A 26,388-nucleotide genomic window follows, 5' to 3' on the forward strand; every position below is an offset into this window, starting at 1 on the left:
CGCGTGGAGTTGCTGATGTCCCTCTTCGCTCTGTGGCTGATGGCGCAGGCCGCGGCGGGCCTCGATTGCGCCGCCTTCGCCGCACGCATGGCCGAGCCGGTCGCCATCTCGATGCAGGCGATCCCAGGTGAGGAGCTTGGTCTGAAGCTCGCCGCCCCTTCGCGTCAGGGACAGCCGCCCCTTTTTGAAGCCGGGCGGCTGATCTATCGGGGCTATGGGATCGCGATCCGCTCGTCCGATCCGCGTTTCGCGCAGATCGTCGTCGACGCGTCCCTTGGCGCTCATCACCCTTGTGGCGCAGGCTCCTTTGGCCCCTCGGGCTGGAACGCCTTCGACGCCCAGCCCTCGCGCTGGACGCTGAAGTTCCAGGCCGCGCCGCAGCCCGAGCCCGGCTCGCTGGTTGCAGCGAAGGTCGAGACGGCGCCCGTGCTGACCGGTTACACCGCCGGCGCAAGCTGGCCGCTGTTCGACAATGGCGGCCAAGTCTTCATTGGTCTGATGCATCCCGCCAGCGGCAAGCCGGAAACCGTCATCGTGGCCTTCCCATCACGGCAGGGTCTAGCGCCGGCGATCGTCCTGGCGCGGTTGGCGGGACGCTTCGAGGCCCTTTCAGTCACGCCGGGTCTGCACTCGCCGACCAACTACCTGAACCTCGAGGGCAAGGCCGACGGCGCGCTGTCGCGGGTTGTGCTTGAGGTCAGCGACGAGACCCGGCGTAGCCTGTTCGCCGAGACCGGATCAGTCCGGCCGTAGCGACCTCACGCCCACCGCATGCACGCGGCGCGTGCCCAGCGCCCCGGCCAGCAGGGGACCGGCGAACAGACACGAGAAGGCCTCGTCCAGCACATTAAGCCCGCCCGTGAAGGCTCCGAAGGCCGGCAGCACCAGGCGTTGGCCGTCGGTGACGAAACAGCGCCGTCGCACCGTCGCCCGACCGCTCGACACCTTTGCCGCCGGATGCAGGTGGCCCGCCACCTCGCCGGCCTGGGCTCCGGGCAGGGGCTCGTGCCTGAGGGTGAGGCCCAGGATCGAGGCTTCGTCGATCACCTCGCCGGGCAGGACGCGGGGGCCGTCCTCGTCGTGGTTGCCCACCGCCCAGACCAGCTCACGGCCTCGGGCCAGGCCGCGCAGGCGTTCGGCGTCGTCGGCGGCCAGCCGGCTCTCGCCGTCGCCGTCGTGGAAGCTGTCACCCAGGAAGACGACGCGGGCCGGCCGCAGGGCGCTGATCTCGCGGTCCAGCCGGTCCAGCGTCTCCCGGGTGTCGTAGGGCGGCAGCATCTGGCCGTGGCGCGAGGCGTAGCTGCTGCCCTTCTCGAAGTGCAGGTCGGCCACCACCAGGGTGCTCTCGACCTCCAGCCAGAGCGCGCCCGAGCCGCGCAGCATGACCTCGACGTTCGATAGCGCGATCCGCAGTCCGCCGCAGGCCGAGGATTGGAAACGGGTCAAGCCATGGCCTCCGCGATCAGGTCTTCCTCGGCCTCGGCCAGGATCATTTCGCCGGCCGCGTCGCCAGGAGCGCGCTCGCGGCCGATCTCCAGCATGATGGGCACGGCGAAGGGCGAGACGCGGTCCAGCCGCGCATGTTTGATATGGCCTTTCACACGGGCCAGCATGTCACCCAGCCGGGCCACGTCCAGCAGACCCGTCGCCGCATCCTGCCGGGCGCAGCGCAGCAGCAGGTGGTCGGGCTGGTGGCGGCGCAGCACGTCATAGATCAGGTCGGTCGAGAAGGTCACCTGCCGGCCCGACTTCTCCTCGCCGGGATAGCGCCGCTCGATCAGGCCGGCGATCAGGGCGCAGGCCTTGAAGGTGCGCTTCATCATGAAGCTCTCCTCCAGCCAGGATTCCAGGTCGTCGCCCAGCATGTCCTGGTCGAACAGTTCGTCCAGGTTGAGATCATCCATCGGCTTTATCGACCAGATGTTCAGGGCGTAGTCGTTGCAGACGAAACCCAGCGGACCGACCCCCAGGCGGTCCAGCCGGCGCGTCAGCAGCATGGCCAGGGTGGTGTGGGCCAGCCGTCCGTCGAAGGGATAGCAGACCAGGTGGTGACGCTTCCCGCGCGGGAAAGTCTCCAGCAGCATCTCGCCCTCTTCGGGAATGGCCGAGCGCACCTTCTGCCAGGCCATCCACTCCTGGACGTCACCGGGCAGGGCGGTCCATTCGCTTTCGTCGTGCATCATCTTGCGCACGCGGCTGGCCAGATAGGTCGACAGCGGGAATTTCGAGCCGCCCCAGCTGGGCATCTTCGGGTCGTCGTTGGGCGCGGGGCTGACGAAAGCGTCCGCGCCGGCCAAGCCGTTGAAGCGCCAGACCTGGCCGGCGAAGATGAAGGTGTCGCCTGGGGTCAGCTGCTCGAAATAGCCTTCCTCGGCCTCGCCGATCTTGCGACCGCCCATCCCCCGCTTGCCGCCGCCGACCTTTATGTTGATCGTGGCCGGTGAGACGATCGCTCCAACGTTCATGCGGTGGCGCTGCACGGTCTGGGCGTTGCGGGCGCGCCAGAGCCCGTCCGGCCCCGGCACGATGCGGCGAAACTTGTCGTAGGTCTTCAGCGCGTAGCCGCCGGTGGAGACGAAATCGACCACGGCCTCGAAATCCTCCCACGACAGGTCGGCATAGGGGCCGGCTGTGCGGATCTCGTCGTGCAGGGCGACCAAGTCGAAGGGTTCGGAGCAGGCGCAGCCCATGACGTGCTGGGCCAGCACGTCCAGCGTCCCGATGCGTTCGGGTTCGCCGTCGAGGTGGTTCTCGATGATGGCGTCGGCGGCGGCTCGGCACTCCAGCATCTCGAAACGGCTGGCGGGCACGAAGAGGGCGCGGCTGGGCTCGTCCAGGCGGTGATTGGCGCGGCCAATGCGCTGGACCATCCGCGAGGCGCCCTTGGGCGCGGCCAACTGGATCACCAGGTCGACGTCGCCCCAGTCGATGCCCATGTCCAGGGTGGAGGTGCAGACCACGGCCCGCAGCGCGCCCTTGGCCATGGCGCTCTCGACCTTGCGCCGCTGCTCGGCCGACAGGCTGCCGTGGTGAAGGGCGATCGGCAGGCCGTCGTCGTTCAGCTCCCACAGCTTCTGGAAGGCGAACTCGGCCTGGAAGCGGGTGTTGACGAAGATCAAGGCGGTCTGCGCGCCCTTGATGATCTCGTAGACCTCGGCCATGGCGTGCTCGGCAGTATGGCCGGCCCACGGCACGCGGCCGCCGGACACCAGCACCTCGACCACGGGCGGCGCGCCGCCGGAGCCCAGCACCAAGTCGACGCTGTCCTCGCCGCCGCGCCCCAGCCATCGCCGCACCAAGCCCGGATCGTCGACCGTCGCCGACAGTCCCACGCGTCGCAGGTTCGGCGCGAACTGCTGCAGCCGCGCCAGGTGCAGCGACAGCAGGTCGCCACGCTTGGACGGCCAGATGGCGTGTGCCTCGTCGATGATCACGCAGGCCAGATCGGCGAAGTATTCCCGCGCGCCTTCCCAGGCGCAGAACAGCGCCAGCTGCTCGGGGGTGGTCAGCAGGATGTCCGGCGGCTTCAGGCGCTGGCGGGCCTTGCGGCTCTCGCCGGTGTCGCCGGTGCGGCTTTCGGCGACGATCTTCAGGCCCATCTCGCGGATCGGCGTCATCAGATTGCGCTCGACGTCGACGGCCAGGGCCTTCAACGGCGAGATATAGAGGGTGTGGACGCCGGCCGGCGTGTTGCGCGGTGCGCGTTCCGACAGCTCGATCAGGCTGGGCAGGAAGCCCGCCAGGGTCTTGCCGCCGCCGGTCGGCGCGATCAGCAGGGCGCTATGGCCCTCTCGGGCCTTGGCGAGCATTTCCAGCTGATGAGGACGCGGCGCCCAGCCGCGTGCGGCGAACCAGTCCTGAAAGCGGGAAGGAAGGGCGTCGGCCGCGAGCATTGCTTATGGATATAGCATGTTCCCGTTCCGTTTCCAGAACCGCGCGAGGGGCGACGCGACATTCGCGTCTCAGGCTGCAACGCTTGACTGCTGTCGCGGGGCGGGAACAATCGCTGGAGTTGTCTGGGGCAGTTATGATTTCGAAGGTGCTCGCGGTCCTGCTGGGATTGGTCGCGGTTGGCGGGGAGGTCCCCGTTCAGGCGCGCCAGGTCGCGACATCGGCAACGATCGAAAAGACCGAGGACCATGTCTTCGCCGAACTCCTGGCGCGCGCGCGCGCCGGCGACGTTACGGCCTATGTCGATGTGGCCTTCCACTATCTCGACGACGAAGACGGCCAGCGCGACGTCAAGGAAGCGGCGCGCTGGCTGTCCGCCGGGGTCGCCGCCGGCGACGCCGAAGCGATGGTCGAGCTGGGCAATCTCTATTTCGATGGCGACGGCTTTCCAGAAGATCACCGCAAGGCGCTTGGCCTCTATAGGCGGGCCGCCGCCTTGGGCGACCTGGACGGGCTCTACAATGTCGGTGTCGTCTACCAGGGCGGGGGCGGGGTGAAGGCGGATCTGGCCGAGGCTATGCGGTGGTATCGCCGCGCGGCCGACGCCGGATCAGAGCTCGGCATGTTCGAGGTGGGCAACGCCTACCAGCACGGGCGAGGCGTCAGGGCCGACCTGCGCCAGGCGGTGTTCTGGTATCGGAAGGCCGTAGCGGCGGGTTCGACGGCGGCCATGAACGATCTGGGCGCGCTTTATTCCGCCGGCGACGGCGTGCCCCAGGACGACGCCGAGGCCCTGCGGCTGTTCACCGCCTCGGCCCGCAACGGCTCGGCCATCGCCATGGCCAATGTCGCGGTGGTGCATCACAACGGCGAGGGCGTGCCGATCGATTATGTGGAGGCCATTCGCTGGTATCAGCTGGCCGCCGACCACGGCTATCTGCCCGCATACTACCGCCTAGGCGCCATGTGCGAGACGGGCGAGGGCGTGCGCGCCGACAAGGATGTCGCCCTGGAGATGTATCGCCGGGCCGCCGAGAGCGACGACGCCGAACTGCGCCAGAGGGCCCAGAAGGCGATCGACCGGCTGGAGAACGGCGTCGAGGACGATCCGCGAGCGGTGTGACTTTGTTCGCATTCTGTTTCGCTCGCCAAGGTGCTAACAGACTCGCGTGACCGCCGCGCCGCCGACTCTCGATCTTGCTCCCGCTCTCGTCGTCCTGCCCGGGCCCCGCGCCGGCTATGCGGACGGCGACGGCGAAGGTCGTGTGCTGCGCGCGCCGGATGCTCGCGACCTTCTGGAACACGGCCCGGTCCTGGTCGCCCACGCGGCGATGACGGCCAAGCGGCTGAACATGCACGCGCCGTCCCGAAGCGGCCGCCTGTTCGATGTGCTGGAGCTCTACGCCTTCACCCGGCCCGCGACCTTCTGCGCGCCATCGGCGGTGGGCTTGGCCATGGCGTTGGGCCTGCCCGAGCCCAAGGGCGCGGCCGAACAGGCCGCCAGCCTACGCATCTCCGCCGACGCCTTGCTGCGCGAACTGCGCCTGACCCCCCAGCCCTCGCGCGAGGAGGCCTTGGCCGTCGCCGAGACCCTGGCCAAGGCCGGTTGGGCCTGGGGACCGGCGGCGATCGGCGCCTTGCGGTCTGTCGCGGTCGGCAACCAGTTCCGCAGCTCGGGCCTCGATGTGTGGTCGCGCATCGTGGAGTGGGAGGATCAGGCCCCGGTCGGCGAGTCCGGCACGCGGCCCATCGATCCCGACCGGGTGGCCGAGCGGCTGACCGAACTGCTGCAGCGCTCGGGCCTCGACGAGGTGCGCGAGGCCCAGGCCATCTTCGCCCGCGAGGCGGCCTTCGCCTTCCAGCCGCGCGATCGCGAAGGCGAGCCGCGCATGATGCTGGCCGAGGCTGGCACCGGGGTCGGCAAGACCTTGGGCTATCTGGCCCCGGCCTCGCTGTGGGCTGAGGCCAATGGTCCGTCGGTGTGGATCAGCACCTACACCCGCGCCCTGCAGCGCCAGATCGAGCGCGAGAGCCAGTCGATCTATCCCGACCCCGCCGTCCGCGCCCGCAAGGCCGTGGTCCGCAAGGGACGCGAGAACTACATCTGCCTGCTGAACTTCCAGGAGCAGATCAACGGCGCCCAGTTGGGCAATGGCGACCTGATCGGCCTGGCCCTGACCGCGCGTTGGGCCCGCGCCACCCGCGACGGCGACATGACCGGCGGCGACTTTCCCGCCTGGCTGCCGACCCTGTTCGCCATCGCGCCGTCGATGCAGGCCAGCCCGGCCAACCTGGTCGACCGACGCGGCGAGTGCGTCCATGCCGGCTGCCAGCACTATCGCATCTGCTACATCGAAAAGGCCGTTCGGGCGTCCAAGCGCGCCGACATCGTCATCGCCAACCACGCCCTGGTGCTGACCCAGGCCGCCTTTGACGGCGCGCGGGCGGCGCGGGGCCTGAAGGGCGACAACGAGACCACCTCGGTCAAGCGGGTGGTGTTCGACGAGGGTCACCACCTGTTCGACGCCGCCGACAGCGCCTTCTCGGCCGCCCTGTCCGGCGCGGAGGCCGCCGAGCTACGCCGCTGGATCCGCGGTCCTGAAGGGCGCGGTCGGCGGGGCCGGGGGCTGGAGGCGCGTCTGCTGGACATCCTGGGCGACCGCGAGGGCGCGCGTCAGGCCCTGACCGCTGTGCTGCACGCCGCCGCCGCCTTGCCGGGCGAGGGTTGGTCGGGCCGCATTGCGCCGCCGGACGGCCAGGTCAATCCGATCGGGCCGATCGAGAACTATCTGGTCGCGGTGATCGAGCAGCTCCGGGCCCGCAGCGGCGAGCGTGGCGGCGCGGCCGAGCAGGGGCTGCAATGCGCGGCGCGTCCGGCCGTCGATCTGGTCCGCGAACGCGCCGGCGAGGCCGCTCGCGCCTTGGCCGGGGTCGAGGCTCCGCTGCTGGCCCTGGCCCGCCAGCTGGAGGACGTGCTCGATGAGGACGCCGAACACCTGGGAACCTCCGAGCGCGCCCGCATCGAGGGCGCGCTGCGCGGGCTGGACCGCCGGGCCCGCATGACTCTGCCCGCCTGGCGCTCGATCCTGAAGGCCATCGACGAGGACGCCGAGGACGACCCCGAGTTCGTCGACTGGTTCGAGGCCACCTTCCTCTATGGCCGCGTGGTCGACGCCGCGTGCCGTCGCCACTGGGTGGATCCCACCGAGCCTCTGCGAGCGGCGGTTCTGTCGCCAGCCCACGGCGTGCTGGTGACCAGCGCCACCCTGGCCGATCCGGCCCTGGAGGATCCCTTCGCCCTGGCCGAGATGCGCACCGGCGCGGCGCGGATGCCGCAATCGCCCAAGGTGCTGCGGCTGGTTTCGCCCTTCGACTACGAGAAGAACGCTCGAGCCTTCGTTGTCACCGACGTCAACAAGGAAGACGCTCGCCAGGTCTCGGCGGCGATGCGCGAGCTGTTCCTGGCGGCCGGCGGCGGCGGGCTGGGGCTTTTCACCGCCATCCGGCGGCTGAAGGCCGTGCATGAGAAGATCGCCGCGCCCCTGGCCGACCAGGGCCTAGCCCTCTACGCCCAGCACGTCGATCCGCTGGAAGCCGGCGCGCTGGTCGACATCTTCCGGGCGGAGGAAGACGCCTGCCTGCTGGGCACCGACGCCATCCGCGACGGCGTCGACGTGCCGGGGCGGTCCTTGCGCCTGCTGGTCTTCGATCGGGTGCCGTGGCCGCGCCCCGACATCCTGCACAAGGCCCGCCGGGCGCGTTTCGGCGGCAAGGGCTATGACGACTCCACCGCCCGGGCCCGCATCAGCCAGGCCTTCGGTCGCCTGATCCGCCGCGCCGACGACAGAGGCGTGTTCGTGATGCTGGACGCCGCCGCGCCGACACGGCTGTTTTCGGGCCTGCCCGAAGGGATCACGATCGAACGGTTGTCCCTGGTGGAGGTTATCGAGGCCACCGCCGCATTTTTGTCCAAGGATCAAGGCTAAGAGCCTGAATTCAAATGTTCCTTCCCGAGCGAAGGGCGGTCGGGAGAGGCGTGTGTTCCGAGTTTCTGGCGTGGTTTTGGCGGCGGCGCTGTTGGCGTCGGGTCCGGCGATGGCCGATGAGTTCGTGCGTGACGACTGTCGCTCGGTGGTCCTGCCCAGCGGCGTTCTGCGTTACGACACGGCCGAGCATGCGCGCTGGTACAAGCGGTTCTGGACCGGGGCCTGCGATGACCTGAAGTTCTGTATCCCCGGTTCGCCCAACTGGAACGACATCGTCGGCAAGCTGCTGGTCAAGGGCGGTCCTTCAGAGCGCGCCGCGCTGCTGCCCAAGGCGTGCCGCCTGGGTCAGCTGATCGGCCTGGACTGGTCGCGCGAAAAGAAGATCAAGCACATCCACACGGCGGACCTGAAGGTCTTCAACACCATGCTGGAGGCTGCCGGCGATCCTCTGCGCGGAGTCGAGCAGGTCGAGGCCAAGGCCAAGGCGATGGTGGCGGCGCGCTGACTCAAAGCCGTCGAATTTCCGCAATCAACCGAGTCTAGAAGACGCGCGGGGGCTTGAGTTCCAGGAGCGTACCCGATGACCAAACCCGCCCATCCGGCCGACCCCGCGATCGACGAGGGGGCCGCGCCCGCCCAGACCTATTCGGCGCGCGCCCTGGTGCGGGCCGTGCGCTGGCGCAGCGGCCTGTCGCAGGGCGAATTCGCGCGCGCCTTTCATATCGACGCGGATCTGCTGGTCGCTCTCGAGCACGGCGAGGCGCGGGCCGATGCGGCTCTGACCGCCTATCTGCGGGTGATCGACCATGCGCCCGACACAGTACGCGAGGCGCTGGACCGCGCGGGGCTCTAGCTGCCTGTCCCCTCACGGGGTTGATCGGACTAATTACGCATGTAGTCTAATTACATGCGTAATCTAGAAGTTCGCCCATGAAGCGCTCGGTACAGAAGCGCGTCCGCACGGCGACCGAGCGGGCGATCGACCTGATCGCCGTCGGGGGTCTGGTGTTCGGCCTGTGCGTCTTCGTCCGCGACGTGGCGCTGCAGGAGATCGCCAACCCGCCGGTGATCCGGCCGAGGCTGCCCGCCACGGCGGCGGGCCGCGCCACGGTCCATCAGGCCTGGGTGACGGAGCGGCCAAATCTGGCGGCGAGGTTGCGGCAGCAGAGGCTGGAGCTGGGCGCGGTCTGGGCGACGCGCGACGGGCGGATCTGCGGCCTGGTGAACGGCTGGGGCAGTTTCGGCGGCCTGACCGGCATGGTGCGGTTCTATACCGATGGCGACGGCGTCGCCTTCTCGGTCGATCCGCCCAGCGATTTCTACAATGTCTGGCGTGATTGCCAGGCCGACCACTGGCAGACGCTGCACGAAGGCTCCGAGAATCCGGGCTTCTGCGCGACCAAGCTGGGCCGTCGACGGTGTCACGAGATCTTCGGGTACGGGTCGGGCCGCCTGGCTCCGGCCATGATGGCCGCCTCCAAGACCGCCTGGGCTCCGTATCTCCTTGTGGCGCGCATCGGCGTCGCGATGGACGACCGGCATGACCCAGCATTGGACGGGGGCGTTCACAGGCCTGACCTTGGCGATGGCTCTGACCGGAGGCGCCCAGTCATACCCGCTCTCGTCAAAGGCCCAGGCGGCCCTGATGCGGGGCGAGGCCTATGCAGAGGTGTCGCCTGATCCCGATGGCGTATCGGGGCGGGTGAGGGCGGTGGTCGACATCGACGCTCCGCCCGACAAGGTCTGGGCGGTGATGACCGACTGCGCCACGGCGGGAAAGCTGATGACCAATCTGTCCAGCTGCAAGGTGCTGTCGGGCGATCAGAGGCGAGGCTGGGACGTGCGCGAGCACATCACCCGCCGCAACCTGATCTTCCCAGGCATGCGCATCGTGTTCCGCTCCGACTATGAGCCGGTCAGCCGCATCCGCTTCAAGCTGGTGGAAGGCGACCTGAAGGTCGAGCAAGGCGAGTGGCGGTTGCAGGCGCTGCCGGACGGGCAGGGCACCCGCGTGTTCTACGACAATCGCCTGGCCGTGGACTGGCCAGTTCCGAAGGCGATGATGCGCGAAGCCCTGCGGAAAGACACGCCCAAGGTCCTTGGCAATCTTCGGCGTGCCTGCGAGGGAGGCTAAGGCGGGCTTCGTGGCCTTGCGGTCATGGGCGGAAATCGCGCCGCAATCCTAAGTCGCTTTGGCCTGACCAAGATGTCTGGCCACTCGCAAATTGGCATTACCAATCGTTGACAGACTCTCTGATTGGTCCGATAACTCGCCCATAAACGGCGCCAGAGCAGGTGCGCCGGGGGGAGGTCGTTATGAAATTTGATTACAATACCGTCGCATTGCGAACCGCGTTGCTGGCGTCTTGCGCCGCCGTCGCCATGGGGACGAGCGCCTACGCTCAGACGGCTGCGGCTGCGCCCGAACCCCAGACGGTCGACGCCGTCGTGGTGACCGGTTTCCGCCAAGCCTACGCCAACGCCATCTCGACCAAACGCGAGACCTTGGAGATCTCCGACGGCATTTCGTCGGACGGCCTGGGCCGCTTCCCCGACCTGAACGTCGGCGAAGCCATCCAGCGCATCCCGGGCGTGCAGATCAACCGCGAGGCCGACAGCCGCAACGCCACGATCAGCCTGCGTGGCCTGCCGGGCTCGTTCGCCCGCACCACCCTGAACGGCGGCGCCTTCGCCGATCCGATCCTGAACGGCTCGACCCCGCTGGGCGCCTTCAACTCGGACATCTTCACCGCGATCAACGTCATCAAGTCGCCGTCGGCGTCCAATCTGGCCGGCGGCCTCTCAGGCAATATCGACCTGCGCATCAACCCGGCGCTGGCCCGTAAGGACGGCGGCTTCGCCAAGATCTCGTACGAATACAACGAACTGGGCGGCCTGGGCAGCCCGCAAGCCTCGATGGGCTATAACAAGCACCTGACCGACGACTTCGCCGTGTTCGGCGTGGTGGCCTGGAAGGACGAGAAGTTCCGCCGCGACTCTATCACGGTCAATTCATGGGCCAACCGCCTGGGCTCGATCCAGGTCGGCAACCAGAAGGTCCCCGGTCAGAACCCCGTCTATGACGCCCTGATCGCGGCTAATCCGGGCGGCGTCTATTATCCGAGCCAGACCCGCCAACTGGTGAAGTTCAACCGCGGAACCACCCTGTCGGCCGCGACCGGCTTCGAATGGCGCATCAACGACGAGTGGAAGCTCGGCACCAACGGCTTCATCACCAAGCGCAAGCTGGATGAGGCGACCAATAACCTGCTATATATCGACGCCGGTGGCGGGCAGGGCACCAATACCGCCCTGACGGCGACCTCGGCCGTGGCCCACATCACCGACATCGGCACGCCCTATATCGTGCAGACGCCGAACGGCCCGCGCGCCTACATCAACAAGTTCTCGGCCGAGAACATCAACACCTTCGACTCGGTGCGCTCCGAACCGGCCGAGAACTCGACCTGGGCCATCAACCCGACCCTGGAGTTCAAGGGCGACGTCTGGAAGGCCACCGCCAACCTGACCATCTCGCGCGCCAAGGCCCAGGCCAACCAGATCGAGCTGGACGTCGTCCAGAACCCCTATCGCAACCTCGGCGCGGGCGGGCTGAACGGCATCACCACCTCGGTGTTCCTGGGCGGCACGGACCTGGCCAACTACGCGGCGACCCTCAACACCCCGCACGCGACCCACCTGCCGACCGGCGGCTTCACCATCCCCGCGACCGCCACGGCCGCGACTCAAGCCGGCGCGGTGATGCCCGGCCAGGCGGCCACCGTCGCGGCCGACCGCTTTGGCGTCACCGGCACCAACGGCAACGCCGACAACACGCTGGATTCGTTCCAAGTCGACTTCGACCGCACGCTGGACAGCTCGATCCTGACCAACCTGCAGTTCGGCGGCCGGGCCGAGCACAACAAGTTCACCTCTAGCGGCTCGCGCAACACCGCCCTGGGCGCTCAGACCCAGAACATCACGCCGGACATGGCCGCTCAGCTGTCGTACGCGCGTGACTTCTTCGGCGGCAAGGCGGACGGCGCGACGTCAAACTGGATGAACGTCGACATCAAGCGCGTGCTGGCCGCGATCACGCCGGTGAACACCAACCCACGCACGACCGCCAATCCGAACGGTCTGCCCGACCAGTTCGCCCTGGGCGCGCCCGGCGTATTCCTGACCCCCTACGGCGTGATCAACAACTACACGGACGGCAACTACTGGAATAACAACTTCAGCAGCCAAAACGACGTCTTCTCGGCGTACCTGGCCGCCAAGTTCAAGATCGAACTGTTCAGCATCCCGATCCGCGGCACGGTAGGCACGCGCTACGAGTACACCAAGAACGAGATCGTCGCGCTGAACTGTAAGAACTGCGCCAGCGCCCTGGCGGCCATCGCCGGCCCGATCAACCACTCGCTGACCACCCAGACCACCACCCGCAACTACGACTATTGGCTGCCGTCGGCGATCGTCGTGGCCGATTTGCGCGAGGACCTGATCCTGCGTTTGGCGGCCTATTCGACCTATGTCCGCCCGCAACCGCGCGACAACGTGCCGACCACCTTCGTGCAGGTTCCGACCGACGTGAACCCGCCGGTCGACCCGGTCTACACCGTCACGCTCGGCGCCACGGACATCAAGCCCTACACCTCCGACTCGTTCGACGCGTCGCTGGAGTGGTACAACCGTCCGGGCGGCATGATCTCGTTCGCGGCCTATCGCAAGGAGATCACGGGCTATATCGGCCCGATCACCGACCAGGCGATCCTGTGCCCGGCCAGCGGCGTCATCCCGGGCCTGGACGTCAACCTGGGCACGCTGAGCATCGACAATTCGGCCGGCACGCCGCGCTGCATCAGCTCGAACCAGTTCATCGGCGCCAACGGCGCGCTGCGTAACGCCCAGGTCAACATCAGCGGCAAGACCAACCAGTCGCCGATGACGGTCACGGGTTATGAGTTCAACATCCAGCAGAACCTGGACTTCCTGCCGGGCTTCTGGAGCAACTTCGGCGGCGCGTTCAACTTCTCGCGCACCACGATCGACGGCAAGGACACGGCGGGCAACAAGATCACCCTGCCCAGCGTGTCCAAGAACAACCTGAACCTGATCGGCTACTACGAAGCCGATTGGGGCGGCGTCCGCCTGGTCTACAACTGGCGCGACAAGTACGATCTAGCCGCCGGCAACTCGTTCGTCGGCGACGCCCGCACCGTCAAGGCGCGCAGCCAGCTGGACGCCTCGGCCTCGCTGAAGGTGACAAAGGACATCACGGTCTCGGTCGACGCCTTCAACCTGACCGACGCGACCCGTTCGGAGTACGAAAACGACCCGATGCTGCCGCGCCGGATCGACTACGACGGCCGGACTTACCAAGTGACGATGCGAGCCAAGTTCTAGGCTCAGGGCAGGGGCGAGCTTCGGCTCGCCTCTCTCCAATTGTCTGCGGAATTGGTCAGGCCAAATTGGGCGTCGACGCTCATCTGGTCTGGCCTAAATCTTCTCCTCAAACTGACAAGGGCCGAAGCTTGCGCTTCGGCCCTTGCTTTTTGTCTGAGGGAACGGCGCGCGTCAGGCGGCGCCGATGTAGCGGATCAGCGACACCATGTTCTCGATATAGCCGCCGGTCGAGATACCGATCTTCGGGGTATCGGTGATGAACGGCGAGGTGTCGGTGGCGTCGCCAACCCGGGTCTGGCTGAAGTCGCCGGGCGCGGGGGTGGGCGAGCCGTCGCCGATATAGGGGTTGGACGTCGCCTTCAGTTCGGTGGGCCACCAGCCTTCGGCGTTCAGCGCGGCGATCAGGGCGGCGGCCTTGTCCGGCGCAGCCTGGCCGGCGTCGGCCTTCAGCGTGCCGACATTGAGGTCGGACACCGAGATGTCGCCGGTGGTGAAGTATTTCGGCAGCGCCTTGGCCCCACCCTTCAGCGGCGAGTTCTTGCTGGCCACCTCGGGCGGCGTGGCCTGCAGCTTGGCCAAGCGCTTGCGCAGACCCTCGACGTTCACCGCGCGGAACGAGGAGTAGTGGATCACCGTGTCGTGCGGGTTCTGGTCGGCGAAGTAGCGGCCGTTGACGACGTTGCTGCCGGTGCGATGGATGTAGAGCGGCTTGCCCGTGCCGATCTCGATGAACGTCGGGTAGGGGCGGCCCTTCTGGATCTCGGGGGTGACCTTGATGCTGTCCAGCCAGTCCAGGGCCTCGCCCAGGCGAGCCAGGAACTTCGGATCGCCGGTCAGTTCGTAAAAGTCCATGCACGAGGCGATGTTGCCGCCGGTGGTGTGGCTGGCGAAGGCTTCCGGCTCGTAGGTGCGGGCGCCGGCGGGCTTCAGGTCGGCGACCTTGTGCTGCAGGCCCCAGGCGGGCTGGGGTTGCGGTTGCTGGCAGAGGACGAAGCAGTCCATGGCGCGGCGGATCGGCTCCAGCACGCGTTTGTCGCCCAGCGCCTGCCAGACCATGATCAGGAACTTCAGGTTCTCGCCGGCGACGTCGTCATTGAAGGTGATGAAGCGGGTGTAGTCCGCGCGACCGTGGTGGTGGAACTCGTCCTTCAGCGGGAAGCGCTGGGGCCAGCCGCCGACCGGGTACTGGCTGTCCAGAACGAAGGCCAGGGCCTTGTCCAGGGCCGGCTTGAAGGCCTTGTCCTTCTTCTCGACATAGAGACGCAGCAGGAACTGCGAGCTCTCCGCCGTGCCGGCGTCGTCGAAGGTGGCGTTGCCGTAGTAGTGCTGGAATTCCTCGAGCCGCCAGCCGTTCTTGCCGATGGTGTCGTACCACTTCTTGATCGAGGCCTCGCCGGCTAGGTCGCCCAGATAGTTCCAGCCGCCGGCCGGATGCTGGATGGCGATCAGGGCCTGGGCGGCCTTCTTGGCGGCCTCGTAGTAATATTCGTCGCCGGTGGCGTGATAGGCGTCCAGGAACAGGTGGCCCATGGTCGCCGTCCCGGGCGGCTGCACCCAGATCATCGTCGGGAAGGCTTCCATCTCGCCCCAGCGGCGCGAGAAGTCGGGCAGATAGCTCCAGACATAGCCGCCGTTATAGGCGGCCTTCTCGACCATGAAGGTGGTGGCTTTCTTCATGGTGTCCAGGGCCTGGGCCTTGGACGGCGCCTCGGCGGCAAAGGCCTTGAGCGGGGAGAGGGTTCCGGCGGCGGCGAAGGCTGCGGCCGAGGAGGCCATCAGGTGACGGCGGGAAATGGGGCTGAGCGGCATGCTGGACTCCGACTGGCGTTGCCTCGCCAGGTCCGGGCCGCCGTCGGTGTCGTCGCGAACGATCGGCAGGCCGATCGCCAAGGCGTTTCCCGATGCGTCCTCCCGGATCGGACGAGCCGATCCCGTCGCCTTGTGGCGACGAATTCTTGCCTTGTTGTGACACCGGTGTCAGATCTTGGCCAGATGCTTTTCACACCGAAGATCCGGCCGGCCTGTCAGGGGGGTGCGACAGGGCGCCGCCTTGCGCGACGATCCGCGTTCGGCGAATACCGGTCACACATTTTGAGGCGACGCCGCCGCGCCCGGTTATGGCGCGCGCGACGCCGTCCTGTTGGGGAACAGGACGACACCCCCGAGCTCCTGACCGAGCTCGGGGGTGTTTTCAAATGATCGGTGTTCTCCAGCCAACCATCTGAAATCACTGATCAAAGAACGGTGTGCGTCCAGCGGTCGCATGGCGCGCGAATTTTACATTCTGTAAACATTCACCCATGCCAAGCCGCACCGAACATCTGCACGAAGCCGAGAAGCTCGAACGTCAGGCGGAGATCGCCGACAACGCCCATGCCCGGGCGGCGCTGCGCCGCATGGCGCAGGCCTCGCGGGGCGCTGCGGCGATGATCGGCATGATCGAGGCCTGCCGTGAAGAGGCCGTCGGCGCGCCGCTCTAGGCGGCCTGGCCTTCGTTCTCAGTGGCTTCCGGATTCTTGGCCGGCACGATCAAGCTCGCGTTCTTTTCCCGCAGGATCCTGGCGTCCTCGTCATAGAGGAACGGCAGGAAGGCGTAGCGCACGCCCTTGGTGACCGGCGTGGCCTCATGCAGCAGGCTGCAGCCGAACACCGTCGCGCCGCCGGTCGGCGGGCGATAGGTGCGGGGGCCGAACTCCGGGAACCGCAGCTCGCCGCCTTCGAATTCCTCGGCGTTCAGATTGATGCTGACCGCGAACTTCCGGTGCGCCGTGCCCGAGGTGGTGTTGTCGCGATGGGCGTTGAAGAAGCCCTGATCCTCGGCCGAATAGCAGGCGACGATGTAGCGCTCGATGCGTGTGCAGCGCCAGTTGAAGGCCTGTTCGATGGCCGGAAACAGGCGCCGCTTGATCCGGTTGACCGCCTCGGCGCGCAGGGCCAGGTCCTCGATCGTGGCGTCGCGGCGGCGCTTGAACTTGGGATCGTGGACGCCGACGGTCTTGCCGTCGATCTGCCGCATGAAGCCTGACGGCGAGCCCCCGTCGCGCTCGTAATAGTCGATCAAGGTCCGGCAGAACTCGGGTTCGAAGATGCGCGGTACGGTCAGGACGGGCGCGACCTGATGCTGCAGCGTCGGGCGCTCCTCTTCGATGCAGCGCTGCATCAGCTTGAGGACTTCGGCGGTGCGCCGGATCGGTTCGGCCGCAACGACCCTCATGGAGCGATCGAACAGGATGGTCATGGGCCGATAGCCGCCCGGGATCTTCACGCCGTAGAGCTTGGTGATCTCTTCGTCGAAATCCTTGAAGTAGCGGCGGCCGGGCAGGGCGGTCAGGGGACCCTTGGCGAAGTCCTTGGGATTGACCACGATCCCGAAGTAGCAGGCGTCGACGTCATTGAAGAGTGTCTTGGCCTCGACGATCTCCTTATGGGCCTGGGCCGACAGTTCGTTGTCCAGCCGCACCAGGAATTGCATGACGATCCATCGACCGCCCACGGCGCTGAGGCTGAAGCGCGGTTGGACATCCAGCGTCCCGGTGAATTGACGGATGAAATCGCCGTATTGCAACGGCTCCGCCTCGGTGTCTCCAGTCATGAATGTGTGCTCTTGCCCCGACTTGCATGCTCTGGGACACTTACGTACGACCCTACGGCTTCATCCCGAGCCGCCGATATTTTTTCAGGAACGCGCGTCCGTCGTGCTGAAGTCGTCCCAACTCGTCGAGCATGTCGCGGCCATGAGGCGCTACGCCCTGGTGTTGACGCGCGACGGCGAGGCGGCCGAGGAGCTGGTTCAGGACGCGCTGCTGAAGGCCATCGCTTCGGCCGCCACCTTCCGCCCGGGCTCGGACGCGCGGGTGTGGCTGTTCAGCATCCTGCACAATGCGCGGATCGACTCCGTGCGGCGCGGACGCACGCGGGCCCGGTTGTCCGAGGCCCTGACCCTGGAGGCGGCGGCGGCGCGCGAAAGCCCGTTCGACCGGATCCACCTCAACCAGGTGCTGGAAGCCGTCGATCGCCTGCCCGAGAGCCAGCGTCAGGCGATCAGCCTAGTGGCGATCGAGGACTTTTCCTATGCCGAGGCCGCCGGGATCATGGGCACGCCCGTGGGAACCTTGATGTCGCGGCTGGCTCGCGGACGCGAGGCGCTGCGGCTGATGATGTCCAGCGAGCCCGAGCGGCGTCGCGCCACGCTCAGAGTCGTCGGATCCGGAGGCGAGCCATGAAGACGATCGATGAGGACGAGCGGTTGCACGCGCTGATCGACGGCGAGGTCGAGGACGACATCCGCGCCGAGTTGGAAGCGCTTCTCTACGCCGATCCCGCCGTGCGCAGCCGTATGGACGAGCACGCCAGGCACAAGGCGGCCCTGCGCGAGGTCGCGGACGAACTGTCGGCCGCCGCGCCGGCCTCGTCGCTGCAGATCCATCGCCTCACGCTGCGCTTGCGGACGGCGCTGTGGGGCGCGGCCGCCCTGCGCGCCATGCCGCGCGTGATCGCGGCCTGCGCACTGATCGGCGTCGGGGCCGGCGGCCACGCTCTGTATGAGGCCCGGGAAGAGGCGACCGCGCCGGCCTACGCCTTCGAGACCGCTGATGCGCGGCTGGTGCTGGACGCCGAGAACCTGAAGACCTCGCGCAAGCTGGAGGACAAGTCGCCGGGCCTGGTGTCGCGCGAGACCGCGCGCTGGCTGGGCCGGGCTGTCAATCCGCCGCGTCTGGCGCGCCAGGGCCTGGCCCTGGTCGACGCGCGGCTGATGCAGGCCGACGGACGCAAGCTGGTCGGTCTGATCTACGAGGACGCCAAGGGCCAGCGCCTGACCTTGTCTATCGGCGCCGATCCGGACGGCCAGCCGGACGAGCTGAAGACGGTCGACACCGACGGCGGCCGCGCCGACTACTGGAGCGACGGCCGGGCCAGCTACGTGCTGGTCGACGAGCGCGCCAACGCGAACGACGCTACGGCCGAAGAGATCGCGCTGAGCGGCGCCAGCTAGGCCGCCGGCTCGAGGCAGGCCGCCACGCAGGCCCGGGCGAGAGCCTCGGTGGCGTCGATGAACGGGACCAGCAGGTCCTTGGCGCCCAGCACCAGCGGCACCTCGGTGCAGCCGGCCACCACCACCTGCGCGCCCTTGCCGATCAGACGGTGGGCCAGCGCGGCCATGGTCTCTCGCGAGTCCTCGCCCAGATGGCCCGACTTGATGCGATAGAGCAGGGCCATGAACTCGACCTGCTCGTGGTCGTCCAGCGTCACCACCTCCAGACCCTGGTGCGAGAGCCGGTCGCGATAGAGACCGAGAGCCCCTGCGGTGCCCAGCACGCCGACACGCGACGCGCCCGCCGCCTTCGCAGCGTGGCCGGCGGTCTCCAGGATGTCCACGAGGGGCAGGCCGCTGGCCTTGACGTTCGAGGCGTAGGCGTGGGCGGTGTTGCAGGCTATGGCCAGCACCTGGGCGCCGCCGTCCCGCAGCCCCGCGGCCATGGCCGCCAGCACGGGGCCGGGATCGTCGTCGCTGGTGTTGCGGTCCGGAACCTTGGGGTTGATGTCGACCAGCACGCGCAGGTGATCCTGCTCGCGCTTGATCGGGGTGGCCGCCTGCAGCTTGGCCAGGAAGTCCAGCGTCGCAGCCGGCCCCATGCCGCCCAGCACGCCCAGAATCTTGCTCATGGTCGGATCGTCCTAGAGGAGCGCCGGCTCAAGCTGGCTGTGATAGCCGAACAGGCCCTGGGCGCCGCCGGTGTGCAGGAACACCACGCGCTCGCCCTTGAAGGCGCCCTTGCGAGCCTGGTCGATCAGGCCCTTCATCGCCTTGCCCGAATAGACCGGATCCAGCAGCAGGCCCTCGGTGCGGGCCGCCAGGGTCAGGGCGTCGATCACGCCCTGGTCGATCAGGCCGTAGCCTTCGCCGACATAGTCGCAGTCGGCGACCACGGCCTCGCGGCGCACGCGGCCCTCGGCCCCGATGGTGGCGGCGGTGGCGACGGCCAGGTTGAAGACGTTCTCTTCCTGCTTGGCCTTGGGGGCGCGGACGCCGAAGCCCAGGATCGGGATGTCGACGGACAGGGCCGCGAAGCCGGCCACGAGACCGGCGTGGGTGCCGGCGCTGCCGGTGGCGGTGACCAGGCGGTCGATGCGCAGGTCGCGCTCGTCGGCCTGGACGATCAGCTCGCGGGCGCAGTCGACATAACCCAGGGCGCCGATGACGTTCGAGCCGCCACCGGGGATGACGTAGGGCCGGCCGCCGCGTTGGCGCACGGTTTCGGCCGACGCCTCCAGCTCAGCGACCATGTCGCTGCCAGCGGGGACGAAGCGGATCTTAGCGCCCATCAGGCGGTCCAGCAGCACGTTGCCGTTGCCGACATAGTCGTGGGCCTTGGAGCCCGTCCGCTCTTCCAGGATGATCTCGGACTTCAGCCCAAAGCGCGCGCCGGCGGCGATGGTCTGGCGCACGTGGTTGGACTGCACCGCGCCTTGGGTCACCAGGGTGTCGGCGCCCTCGACCAGGGCGTCGCCGACCAGGAATTCCAGCTTGCGGGTCTTGTTGCCGCCGCCGGCCAGGCCCGTGCAGTCGTCGCGCTTGATCCAGAGGTCGATGCCCAGTTCGGCGCCGAGTCTCTTGGCGGGTTCGAGCGGCGTGGGCAGGTGGGCGAAGCGGGCGCGAGGGAAGCGGGCAAGATGCATGGGGCGGTCCCAGACTGTTGGCGCCGCCCTGTTAGCACGTTCCCACGCCGCGCGAACGCGTCCTTGTCTATGGCTCATCGGCCCGAGCCTGCGCTTCGGCCTCGATGCGGGCGCCGGCGCGGGCTTCGGCCATGGCGCGGGTGCGTGGATTGCGCATCCGTTCCTTGATCAGATCGACCAGTTCGTAGGGTGGGACCTGCACCGCGCCGGCGCCGCCGCGCTTGGACTGGGTGTCGCGAGCGGCCTCGAAGGCGTACCAGCCGCGCAGGGTGTCGCAGAGCGGCCGCGCGATGCGCGTTCCCGTCGGCGCCTTGGTCAGGCAGATCACGCGATCTGGCTCCTTGGCCAGGAGGTCGTTGAGCTGGGCCTCGATAGCCTTGTCCGCGATCGGCGCGGGCGGGGCCGGCGGCTTGGCGGAGGCCTCGACGGTCACGCTGTCGACCTGATCCGGCGCCGCGGCCGGCGCCTGCTGAAGCAGCAACGCGGCGATGAGAAACAGGCTGGCCATGAGGACGCCGCTCCGCGAGGCGATGAAGGACAACGCGAAGGTAGCGGAGGGTCGAGCCCGACACAGCTTAAACTTGTGCAATCTTCGCCCCACGTCCGCCTCGGGCGTGATGGGTGAGCGCGGCCGCAAGATGTGCTAGGCTGGAGCCATCAAGAAGCGCGGCCCGGCGCGGCGTCTGCTCAGGCCTTCGGGACCTGATCCGCCCGCGTCAGAAGGACCGCTGACATTGGGAGGAAGTCATGACTCACGGGAGCCTTTTCGGCGTCGCGGTTCTGGCGGCGACTCTGCTGGGCGCGGGATCCGTCCCGACCTCGGCCGGCGCCTCTACCTTGGTTCTGGGCGGCGGCATGGCCAAGGATTGCTCGACCGCCGCCCTGGACGGACGGTCCGACGACAAGTCGATCCTGGCCTGCACCACGGCGCTGGAAACCGAAAACCTGACCTTCCGCGATCGCGCGCGGACCTATGTGAACCGTGGCGTGCTGCAGATGCGCCAGCGCGACTTCTCGAGCGCGCGATCCGACTTCGACGCCGCCTCGAAGATCGATCCCGACCTCGGCGAGGCCTGGGTCAATCGCGGGGCGACCTATGTGGGCGAGGAGCGCTACAGCGAGGGGCGCGAGGAGATCGACAAGGGCCTGGCCCTGGGCGTCAAGGATCCCGAGAAGGCCCTGTTCAATCGCGCGATGGCCAATGAAGGCCTGGGCGACATGAAGGCGGCCTATCAGGATTACAGTAAGGCGGCCGAGCTGGATCCGAACTGGGATGCGCCGAAGAAGGAGCTGGCGCGTTTCACTGTCAAACGGCCCTGAGCGCCCGGCGCGCTCCGGCTTCGTGAAAGGAGCGCGCTGATGAACCGGATGAGACTGGCGGCGAGCGTCAGCCTGGCCGCCCTGGCCATGGCCGGCGCGGCGAACGCTCAGGATCCGCTGAGCGAGGTGCGCGCCGCCAACGCCGCCGCCCAGGCCGCAGAGATCGCACGTCAGGACCTCCTGGCCACGCAACGCGAGATCAACGCCCAGCAGGACCAGGCGCGCACCGCCCTGGTCCTGCGCCAACTCGACGCCAGCCGCGCGCAACCGCTCGGCGCGACGGGCATTGTCGTTCCGCCGCCGGCGTCGATCACATCGCCGGACCAGGGGCAGACCAGCCTGTCGATGCAGATGGACCGCATGGAACGGCTGACACAGGATGCTATGGCGCGGAGCAATGCGCGGGTTCGGGCTGTTCGCCCGGCCAGCGACCGCTGACGGGAGCGAGATCAGAGCATGGAATGGCGAGGCGCGGAGCGCGGCGGCAATATTGAGGATCGTCGCGGCATGGGCGGCGTGGGTCTGGCGGGCGGCGGCATCGGCGCGGTGGTCCTGGCGGCGATCGGGTACTTCGTCTTCGGCATCAATCCCGAGACCACGATGCAGGCCACCCAGGCCATCCAGGGCCAGACGGAGGTCCAGGCCAAGCGCGGACCGGTGACGGATGAGGCGGGTCAGTTCGTCGACGTCATCGAGAACTCCAACCGCAAGGTCTGGGGGCCGATCTTCGCGCGTCAGGGCGTCGAGTATCGGCGTCCGGCCGGTGTGGTGCTGTACGATCAGGCCACGCCCACGGGCTGCGGCACGGGCCAGTCGGCGATGGGCCCGTTCTATTGTCCCGCCGATCAGAAGGTCTATCTGGACCTGACCTTCTGGAACGAGCTCGAGACCAAGTTCGGCGCCAAGGGCGAGTTCGCCCGGGCCTATGTGATCAGCCACGAGATCGGCCACCACGTCCAGACCCTGCTGGGCGCTTCGGACCAGGCCCGCCGTCTGGGCGCCCGGGGCGCCGAAAGCGGCTCGGTGCGACTGGAGCTGCAGGCCGACTGCTACGCCGGCGTTTGGGCGGCTCACGCCAGTGAGACGTCCGGCGGCCAGATCGTGATCAACAGCGCCGACATCGAGGACGGTCTGGGCGCCGCCTCGGCGGTCGGCGACGACACCATCCAGAGCAAGACCCAAGGCCAGGTCGTGCCCGACAGCTTCACCCACGGCACCAGCGCCCAGCGCGTGCGCTGGTTCACCCGCGGCTACGAGCGGGGCGACCCGGCGGTCTGTGACACCTTCGGGGCCAGCCGGCTGTAGAACTTATCGACCGTTCCCCATTCCCGTGTCGGGGATGGGGACTTGCGGCTTGACCCTCGCGTCAACACGCCTAGTCTCGCCCTCGTTCACCGGGGGGTCGCTGACGCGGCTGAGATTGGGCTTACGCCCTGACCCGTCGAACCTGATCCGGGTCATGCCGGCGAAGGGAGGGAACGTGGTCGGGGCTTACAGTCCGTCCGCACACCGACTCAAGCACCGCACGTCCGGGTCTCCTTATCGCTTGAGGAGCGCCCGAAAATGAACGTCCAGACCACCATCAAGGCCGTCGCCGAGACCATCTCGACCGGCCCCATCCCCGGCTCGCGCAAGGTCTATCAGGCCGGCGAGCTGTTCCCCGACATCCGCGTGCCGTTCCGCGAGGTGGCCGTCCACCCGTCGGCCAACGAGCCGCCGGTGACAGTCTATGACCCGTCCGGTCCCTACAGCGACCCGACCGCCAGCATCGACATCGAGAAGGGCCTGGAGCGTTCGCGCGAGCCCTTCGTCGTCGCCCGAGGCGACGTCGAGGTCGTGGCCGAGCCGCGCGCCGTGAAGCCCGAGGACAACGGCTTCGCCCAAGGCAAGCATCTGGCTCCGCAGTTCCCCGCTGTTGGCCGCACCATCTATCGCGGCAAGCCGGGCGCGCTGATCACCCAGTACGAATACGCCAACGCCGGCAAGATCACCGCCGAGATGGAATATGTGGCCATCCGCGAGAACCTGCGCCGCGAGCAGAACGCCCCGTGCGTTCGCGACGGCGACGACTTCGGCGCCTCGATCCCCGACTTCGTGACGCCCGAGTTCGTGCGCCAGGAAGTGGCCCGCGGCCGCGCCATCATCCCAGCCAACATCAACCACGGCGAGCTGGAGCCGATGGCGATCGGCCGCAACTTCCTGGTCAAGATCAACGCCAATATCGGCAACTCGGCGGTTCTCAGCACCGTGGCCGACGAAGTCGACAAGCTGGTCTGGGCCACCCGCTGGGGCGCCGACACGGTGATGGACCTGTCGACCGGCCGCAACATCCACAACATCCGCGACTGGATCATCCGCAACTCGAGCGTACCGATCGGCACCGTGCCGATCTACCAGGCGCTGGAGAAGGTCAACGGCGTGGCCGAGGACCTGAACTGGGAAGTCTTCCGCGACACCCTGATCGAACAGGCCGAGCAGGGCGTCGACTACTTCACCATCCACGCCGGGGTGCGCCTGCCGTTCATCCCGATGACGGCCAAGCGCGTGACGGGCATCGTCTCGCGCGGCGGCTCGATCATGGCCAAGTGGTGCCTGGCGCACCACAAGGAGAACTTCCTCTACGAGCGCTTCGACGAGATCTGCGAGATCATGCGGGCCTATGACGTGTCGTTCTCGCTGGGCGATGGCCTGCGTCCCGGCTCGACCGCCGACGCCAATGACGAGGCCCAGTTCTCTGAACTGCGCACCCTGGGCGAGCTGACCAAGGTGGCCTGGAGCAAGGGCGTGCAGGTGATGATCGAAGGGCCGGGCCACGTGGCCATGCACAAGATCAAGGCCAACATGGACGAGCAGCTGAAGCACTGCCACGAGGCCCCCTTCTACACCTTGGGCCCGTTGACCACCGACATCGCCCCTGGCTACGACCATATCACCTCGGCGATCGGGGCGGCGATGATCGGCTGGTTCGGCACGGCCATGCTCTGCTACGTCACGCCCAAGGAGCACCTGGGCCTGCCCGACCGCGACGACGTCAAGACCGGCGTCATCACCTACAAGTTGGCCGCCCACGCGGCGGATCTGGCCAAGGGTCACCCGGGCGCGGCCATGTGGGACGACGCCATCAGCCGGGCGCGGTTCGAGTTCCGCTGGGAGGACCAGTTCAACCTGGCCCTCGACCCTGAAACCGCCCGCAAGTTCCACGACGAGACCCTGCCCAAGGAGGCGCACAAGACCGCGCACTTCTGCTCGATGTGTGGACCCAAATTCTGCTCGATGAAGATCAGCCACGAGGTGCGGGAATTCGCCGCCGGCAAGGCGCCGAACGACGCCGCGCTGGGCATGGCCGAGATGAGCGAGAAGTTCCGCGAGCAGGGCTCGGAGATCTATCTGAAGGCGGAGTAGGGGCTTCTTTCGGCCCCAACCTTGTCATCCCGGAAGCGTTGTAGAGGCTGTCCGGGACCCAGGGGCAACCGCACTTGCAGTGGCCCCTGGGTCCCGGCTCTCCGCTTCGCTGCGGCCGGGATGACAAGTTATTTTTGCTGGATCTTGTCGGAACGCTCCGCCTGCAACCGTCCTAGTCTCGTCAGCAACGATACGGAGGATTTCGCATGTCTTATGTCGATGGTTTCGTGCTCGCCGTCCCGAAGGCCAACATTGAGGCCTACAAGGACATGGCCCGCCTGGGCGGCAAGGTCTGGATGGAGCACGGCGCGCTGTCCTACGTCGAGACGTTCGGCGAGGACACGCCCTATGGCGAGGTCACCTCGTTTCCGCGCGCCGTACAGGCCACCGACGACGAGGTCGTAGTCTTCTCCTGGATCACCTACAAGGATCGCGCCCATCGCGACGCCGTCATGGCCAAGGTCATGGCCGACGAGCGGCTGAAGTCCGGCATGGAGAACATGCCCTTCGACGGCAAGCGCATGATCTTCGGCGGCTTCGAGGCGTTCCTGGAGCTGTAGAGCTTTCGGCGAAACTATCGCTATGCGATAGTCGGCGCGCAGTGTTGGAGCGCGCCTTGCCGACCATCCTGATCGTCGCCGGTCCGAATGGCGCAGGGAAGACGACCTTCGCCACGCGCTGGATCAACGACAGCGCGCCGACCTATGTCTTCGCCAACGCCGACGAGATCGCTCGACGGTTGATCGAGCCTCGGCTTACCTCGACGGAGCGTGACATGCGCGCCGGACGGCTGATGCTTGCCCATCTTGACGCGCATGTCGCTCAAGGCGCGGACGTCGTTCTGGAAACGACGCTATCCAGTCGTCTCTATCTGCGGCGCATGCCTCAGTGGCGGGATGCTGGATATGATATCGTGCTGATCTATGTCGGCCTGCCGAACGTCGAAGCGTCGATATCACGCGTCGCCCATCGGGTTAGGATGGGCGGTCACGACGTGCCGGAGATCGACCTGCGTCGCCGCTTCGAGCGCAGTCTGGCCAACCTGGAAATCTACAAGCCTTTGGTCGATCGCTGGGAGGTCTGGGAAAGTCGCGACGGAACGGCTACCTTGATCGACAGGAGCTCGTCATGACCAAGACGCCAGACCCCGAAAGCATCGCAAAGGCCATGCGGGACGCCGCCTGGATCGCGACCCACGGCACAGGCGAACAACGCGCTGGAAAGTTCATCGCGCCTGTATCGCCTGCTGAAATTGCGACGCCGCCAAAGAAGAGCGCGGCCGCTCGGCGCTGAGCGCCGGCTGACCGCGCCTTTGAGCTTCAATAGAAAAACGCCTCCTCGACGATCTTGCCGTCCTTGACGGTGTAGAGGCCGACCTCGTCCATGGTGATGCGGTCGCCGGCGGACTTCTGGGTGACGTCCATCTTGAAGCCGACCACGAACTGGTCGCCGTTGATGAAGGGGCCGGTCACCTCGACGCCGTGGACCTCGTGGTTGGCGGCCCACCATTCGCCCTTGCCGCGCGCGGCGGCCTTGCCCTGGATGCGGGCCATGTCGCCCGGCATGGCTTCGCGGCTGACGACGTCGTCGGCCCAGTATTTCTCGCCCGGCGTGGTGAAGTCGCCGGCCTTGCACAGGGCCACCAGGTCGGCGGCGATGTTTTGGATGGTCATGGGGAGCGTCCTTGAGGGGGTGTCGGGGCACC

General features: G+C 67.5%; 26 protein-coding genes and 1 riboswitch. Of the genes, 18 read left to right on the forward strand and 8 right to left on the reverse strand.

The window, feature by feature from the left end:
• Positions 1-15: 15 nt before the first annotated feature.
• Positions 16-753, forward strand: a complete 738-nt coding sequence (locus tag AC1RUS_RS20265) for a hypothetical protein (RefSeq protein WP_492918405.1) — start codon at positions 16-18, stop codon at positions 751-753.
• Here the strand turns inward: AC1RUS_RS20265 and pdeM are convergent.
• Together pdeM and AC1RUS_RS20275 are read right to left on the reverse strand one after the other, a co-directional pair.
• Positions 739-1,446, reverse strand: coding sequence for a ligase-associated DNA damage response endonuclease PdeM (gene pdeM / locus AC1RUS_RS20270; protein ID WP_492918406.1), 708 nt, complete (start codon positions 1,444-1,446; stop codon positions 739-741). The two genes, AC1RUS_RS20265 and pdeM, sit on opposite strands and share 15 nt — an antisense overlap.
• Positions 1,443-3,893, reverse strand: a complete 2,451-nt coding sequence (locus tag AC1RUS_RS20275; protein WP_492918407.1) for a ligase-associated DNA damage response DEXH box helicase — start codon at positions 3,891-3,893, stop codon at positions 1,443-1,445. Before AC1RUS_RS20275 ends, pdeM begins: the two co-directional genes overlap by 4 nt.
• A 134-nt stretch (positions 3,894-4,027) precedes the next feature.
• Here AC1RUS_RS20275 and AC1RUS_RS20280 point away from each other — a divergent pair, with 134 nt between their 5' ends.
• The 7 genes from AC1RUS_RS20280 (at position 4,028) to AC1RUS_RS20310 (ending at position 13,283) form a co-directional block, all read left to right on the forward strand.
• Positions 4,028-5,014, forward strand: a complete 987-nt coding sequence (locus AC1RUS_RS20280) for a tetratricopeptide repeat protein (RefSeq protein WP_492918408.1) — start codon at positions 4,028-4,030, stop codon at positions 5,012-5,014.
• Between the two features lie 46 nt (positions 5,015-5,060).
• Positions 5,061-7,877 carry an ATP-dependent DNA helicase gene (locus AC1RUS_RS20285; RefSeq protein ID WP_492918409.1) on the forward strand — a complete coding sequence of 939 codons (2,817 nt, stop codon included), beginning with the start codon at positions 5,061-5,063 and terminating at the stop codon, positions 7,875-7,877.
• Between the two features lie 52 nt (positions 7,878-7,929).
• A complete protein-coding gene (locus AC1RUS_RS20290; RefSeq protein ID WP_492918411.1) occupies positions 7,930-8,382 on the forward strand; it encodes a hypothetical protein in 453 nt (150 codons plus the stop codon).
• Positions 8,383-8,457: 75 nt separating this feature from the next.
• Entirely contained in the window at positions 8,458-8,730 is a 273-nt protein-coding gene (locus AC1RUS_RS20295; protein ID WP_492918412.1) for a helix-turn-helix domain-containing protein, read from the forward strand.
• A 77-nt stretch (positions 8,731-8,807) separates the two neighbouring features.
• Complete coding sequence (locus tag AC1RUS_RS20300) at positions 8,808-9,557, forward strand: hypothetical protein (RefSeq protein ID WP_492918414.1); 750 nt, start codon at positions 8,808-8,810, stop codon at positions 9,555-9,557.
• Positions 9,523-10,011: an SRPBCC family protein gene (locus tag AC1RUS_RS20305; protein ID WP_492918415.1), complete on the forward strand. Its 489-nt coding sequence runs from the start codon at positions 9,523-9,525 to the stop codon at positions 10,009-10,011. Before AC1RUS_RS20300 ends, AC1RUS_RS20305 begins: the two co-directional genes overlap by 35 nt.
• A 182-nt stretch (positions 10,012-10,193) precedes the next feature.
• Positions 10,194-13,283, forward strand: coding sequence for a TonB-dependent receptor (locus tag AC1RUS_RS20310; RefSeq protein ID WP_492918417.1), 3,090 nt, complete (start codon positions 10,194-10,196; stop codon positions 13,281-13,283).
• Between the two features lie 171 nt (positions 13,284-13,454).
• Here AC1RUS_RS20310 and AC1RUS_RS20315 read toward each other — a convergent pair whose 3' ends face one another.
• Entirely contained in the window at positions 13,455-15,092 is a 1,638-nt protein-coding gene (locus AC1RUS_RS20315) for a pectate lyase (protein WP_492918564.1), read from the reverse strand.
• 491 nt (positions 15,093-15,583) lie between these two features.
• On the opposite strand from AC1RUS_RS20315, the gene AC1RUS_RS20320 reads away from it, so the two are divergent.
• Positions 15,584-15,763, forward strand: coding sequence for a hypothetical protein (locus AC1RUS_RS20320; RefSeq protein WP_492918418.1), 180 nt, complete (start codon positions 15,584-15,586; stop codon positions 15,761-15,763).
• On the opposite strand, the gene AC1RUS_RS20325 is transcribed toward AC1RUS_RS20320, so the two are convergent.
• Positions 15,760-16,875, reverse strand: coding sequence for a 2OG-Fe(II) oxygenase (locus AC1RUS_RS20325; protein ID WP_492918420.1), 1,116 nt, complete (start codon positions 16,873-16,875; stop codon positions 15,760-15,762). The genes AC1RUS_RS20320 and AC1RUS_RS20325 overlap by 4 nt on opposite strands.
• A 103-nt stretch (positions 16,876-16,978) precedes the next feature.
• Between AC1RUS_RS20325 and AC1RUS_RS20330 the strand changes: the two genes are divergently transcribed.
• Both AC1RUS_RS20330 and AC1RUS_RS20335 read left to right on the forward strand, forming a co-directional pair.
• Positions 16,979-17,506 (forward strand): sigma-70 family RNA polymerase sigma factor, encoded by a 528-nt coding sequence (locus AC1RUS_RS20330; protein ID WP_492918421.1) that lies wholly within the window; start codon positions 16,979-16,981, stop codon positions 17,504-17,506.
• Entirely contained in the window at positions 17,503-18,276 is a 774-nt protein-coding gene (locus AC1RUS_RS20335; protein ID WP_492918422.1) for an anti-sigma factor family protein, read from the forward strand. The genes AC1RUS_RS20330 and AC1RUS_RS20335 overlap by 4 nt, the downstream gene beginning before the upstream one ends.
• On the opposite strand, the gene cuyB is transcribed toward AC1RUS_RS20335, so the two are convergent.
• From cuyB to AC1RUS_RS20350, 3 genes are all read right to left on the reverse strand, one after another.
• Entirely contained in the window at positions 18,273-18,947 is a 675-nt protein-coding gene (gene cuyB / locus AC1RUS_RS20340) for a cysteate racemase (RefSeq protein WP_492918423.1), read from the reverse strand. The two genes, AC1RUS_RS20335 and cuyB, sit on opposite strands and share 4 nt — an antisense overlap.
• Before the next feature lie 12 nt (positions 18,948-18,959).
• Positions 18,960-19,961 (reverse strand): D-cysteate sulfo-lyase, encoded by a 1,002-nt coding sequence (gene cuyA / locus AC1RUS_RS20345; protein ID WP_492918424.1) that lies wholly within the window; start codon positions 19,959-19,961, stop codon positions 18,960-18,962.
• 67 nt (positions 19,962-20,028) lie between these two features.
• The gene (locus AC1RUS_RS20350) at positions 20,029-20,469 is read right to left on the reverse strand and encodes a hypothetical protein (protein ID WP_492918425.1); all 441 of its coding nucleotides are present in this window, start codon (positions 20,467-20,469) and stop codon (positions 20,029-20,031) included.
• A 239-nt stretch (positions 20,470-20,708) separates the two neighbouring features.
• Here AC1RUS_RS20350 and AC1RUS_RS20355 point away from each other — a divergent pair, with 239 nt between their 5' ends.
• The 7 genes from AC1RUS_RS20355 (at position 20,709) to AC1RUS_RS20385 (ending at position 25,976) form a co-directional block, all read left to right on the forward strand.
• Positions 20,709-21,281 (forward strand): tetratricopeptide repeat protein, encoded by a 573-nt coding sequence (locus AC1RUS_RS20355; RefSeq protein WP_492918426.1) that lies wholly within the window; start codon positions 20,709-20,711, stop codon positions 21,279-21,281.
• 39 nt (positions 21,282-21,320) lie between these two features.
• The gene (locus tag AC1RUS_RS20360; protein WP_492918427.1) at positions 21,321-21,719 is read left to right on the forward strand and encodes a hypothetical protein; all 399 of its coding nucleotides are present in this window, start codon (positions 21,321-21,323) and stop codon (positions 21,717-21,719) included.
• 18 nt (positions 21,720-21,737) lie between these two features.
• Positions 21,738-22,586 carry a KPN_02809 family neutral zinc metallopeptidase gene (gene ypfJ / locus AC1RUS_RS20365; protein WP_492918428.1) on the forward strand — a complete coding sequence of 283 codons (849 nt, stop codon included), beginning with the start codon at positions 21,738-21,740 and terminating at the stop codon, positions 22,584-22,586.
• 80 nt (positions 22,587-22,666) lie between these two features.
• Positions 22,667-22,772: riboswitch (TPP riboswitch) on the forward strand.
• A gap of 72 nt (positions 22,773-22,844) precedes the next feature.
• A complete protein-coding gene (thiC, locus tag AC1RUS_RS20370) occupies positions 22,845-24,683 on the forward strand; it encodes a phosphomethylpyrimidine synthase ThiC (RefSeq protein WP_492918429.1) in 1,839 nt (612 codons plus the stop codon).
• A gap of 206 nt (positions 24,684-24,889) precedes the next feature.
• Entirely contained in the window at positions 24,890-25,243 is a 354-nt protein-coding gene (locus AC1RUS_RS20375; RefSeq protein ID WP_492918431.1) for a DUF1428 domain-containing protein, read from the forward strand.
• Between the two features lie 41 nt (positions 25,244-25,284).
• On the forward strand, positions 25,285-25,815 hold the full coding sequence (locus AC1RUS_RS20380) for an ATPase (RefSeq protein WP_492918432.1): 531 nt from the start codon (positions 25,285-25,287) through the stop codon (positions 25,813-25,815).
• The gene (locus tag AC1RUS_RS20385) at positions 25,812-25,976 is read left to right on the forward strand and encodes a hypothetical protein (protein ID WP_492918433.1); all 165 of its coding nucleotides are present in this window, start codon (positions 25,812-25,814) and stop codon (positions 25,974-25,976) included. Before AC1RUS_RS20380 ends, AC1RUS_RS20385 begins: the two co-directional genes overlap by 4 nt.
• Positions 25,977-26,002: 26 nt before the next feature.
• Here the strand turns inward: AC1RUS_RS20385 and AC1RUS_RS20390 are convergent, their stop codons facing one another.
• Positions 26,003-26,356: a SnoaL-like domain-containing protein gene (locus AC1RUS_RS20390; protein WP_492918434.1), complete on the reverse strand. Its 354-nt coding sequence runs from the start codon at positions 26,354-26,356 to the stop codon at positions 26,003-26,005.
• Between the last annotated feature and the right edge of the window lie 32 nt (positions 26,357-26,388).

The organism is Caulobacter sp. GW821-FHT10F06 (genome assembly GCF_058809215.1).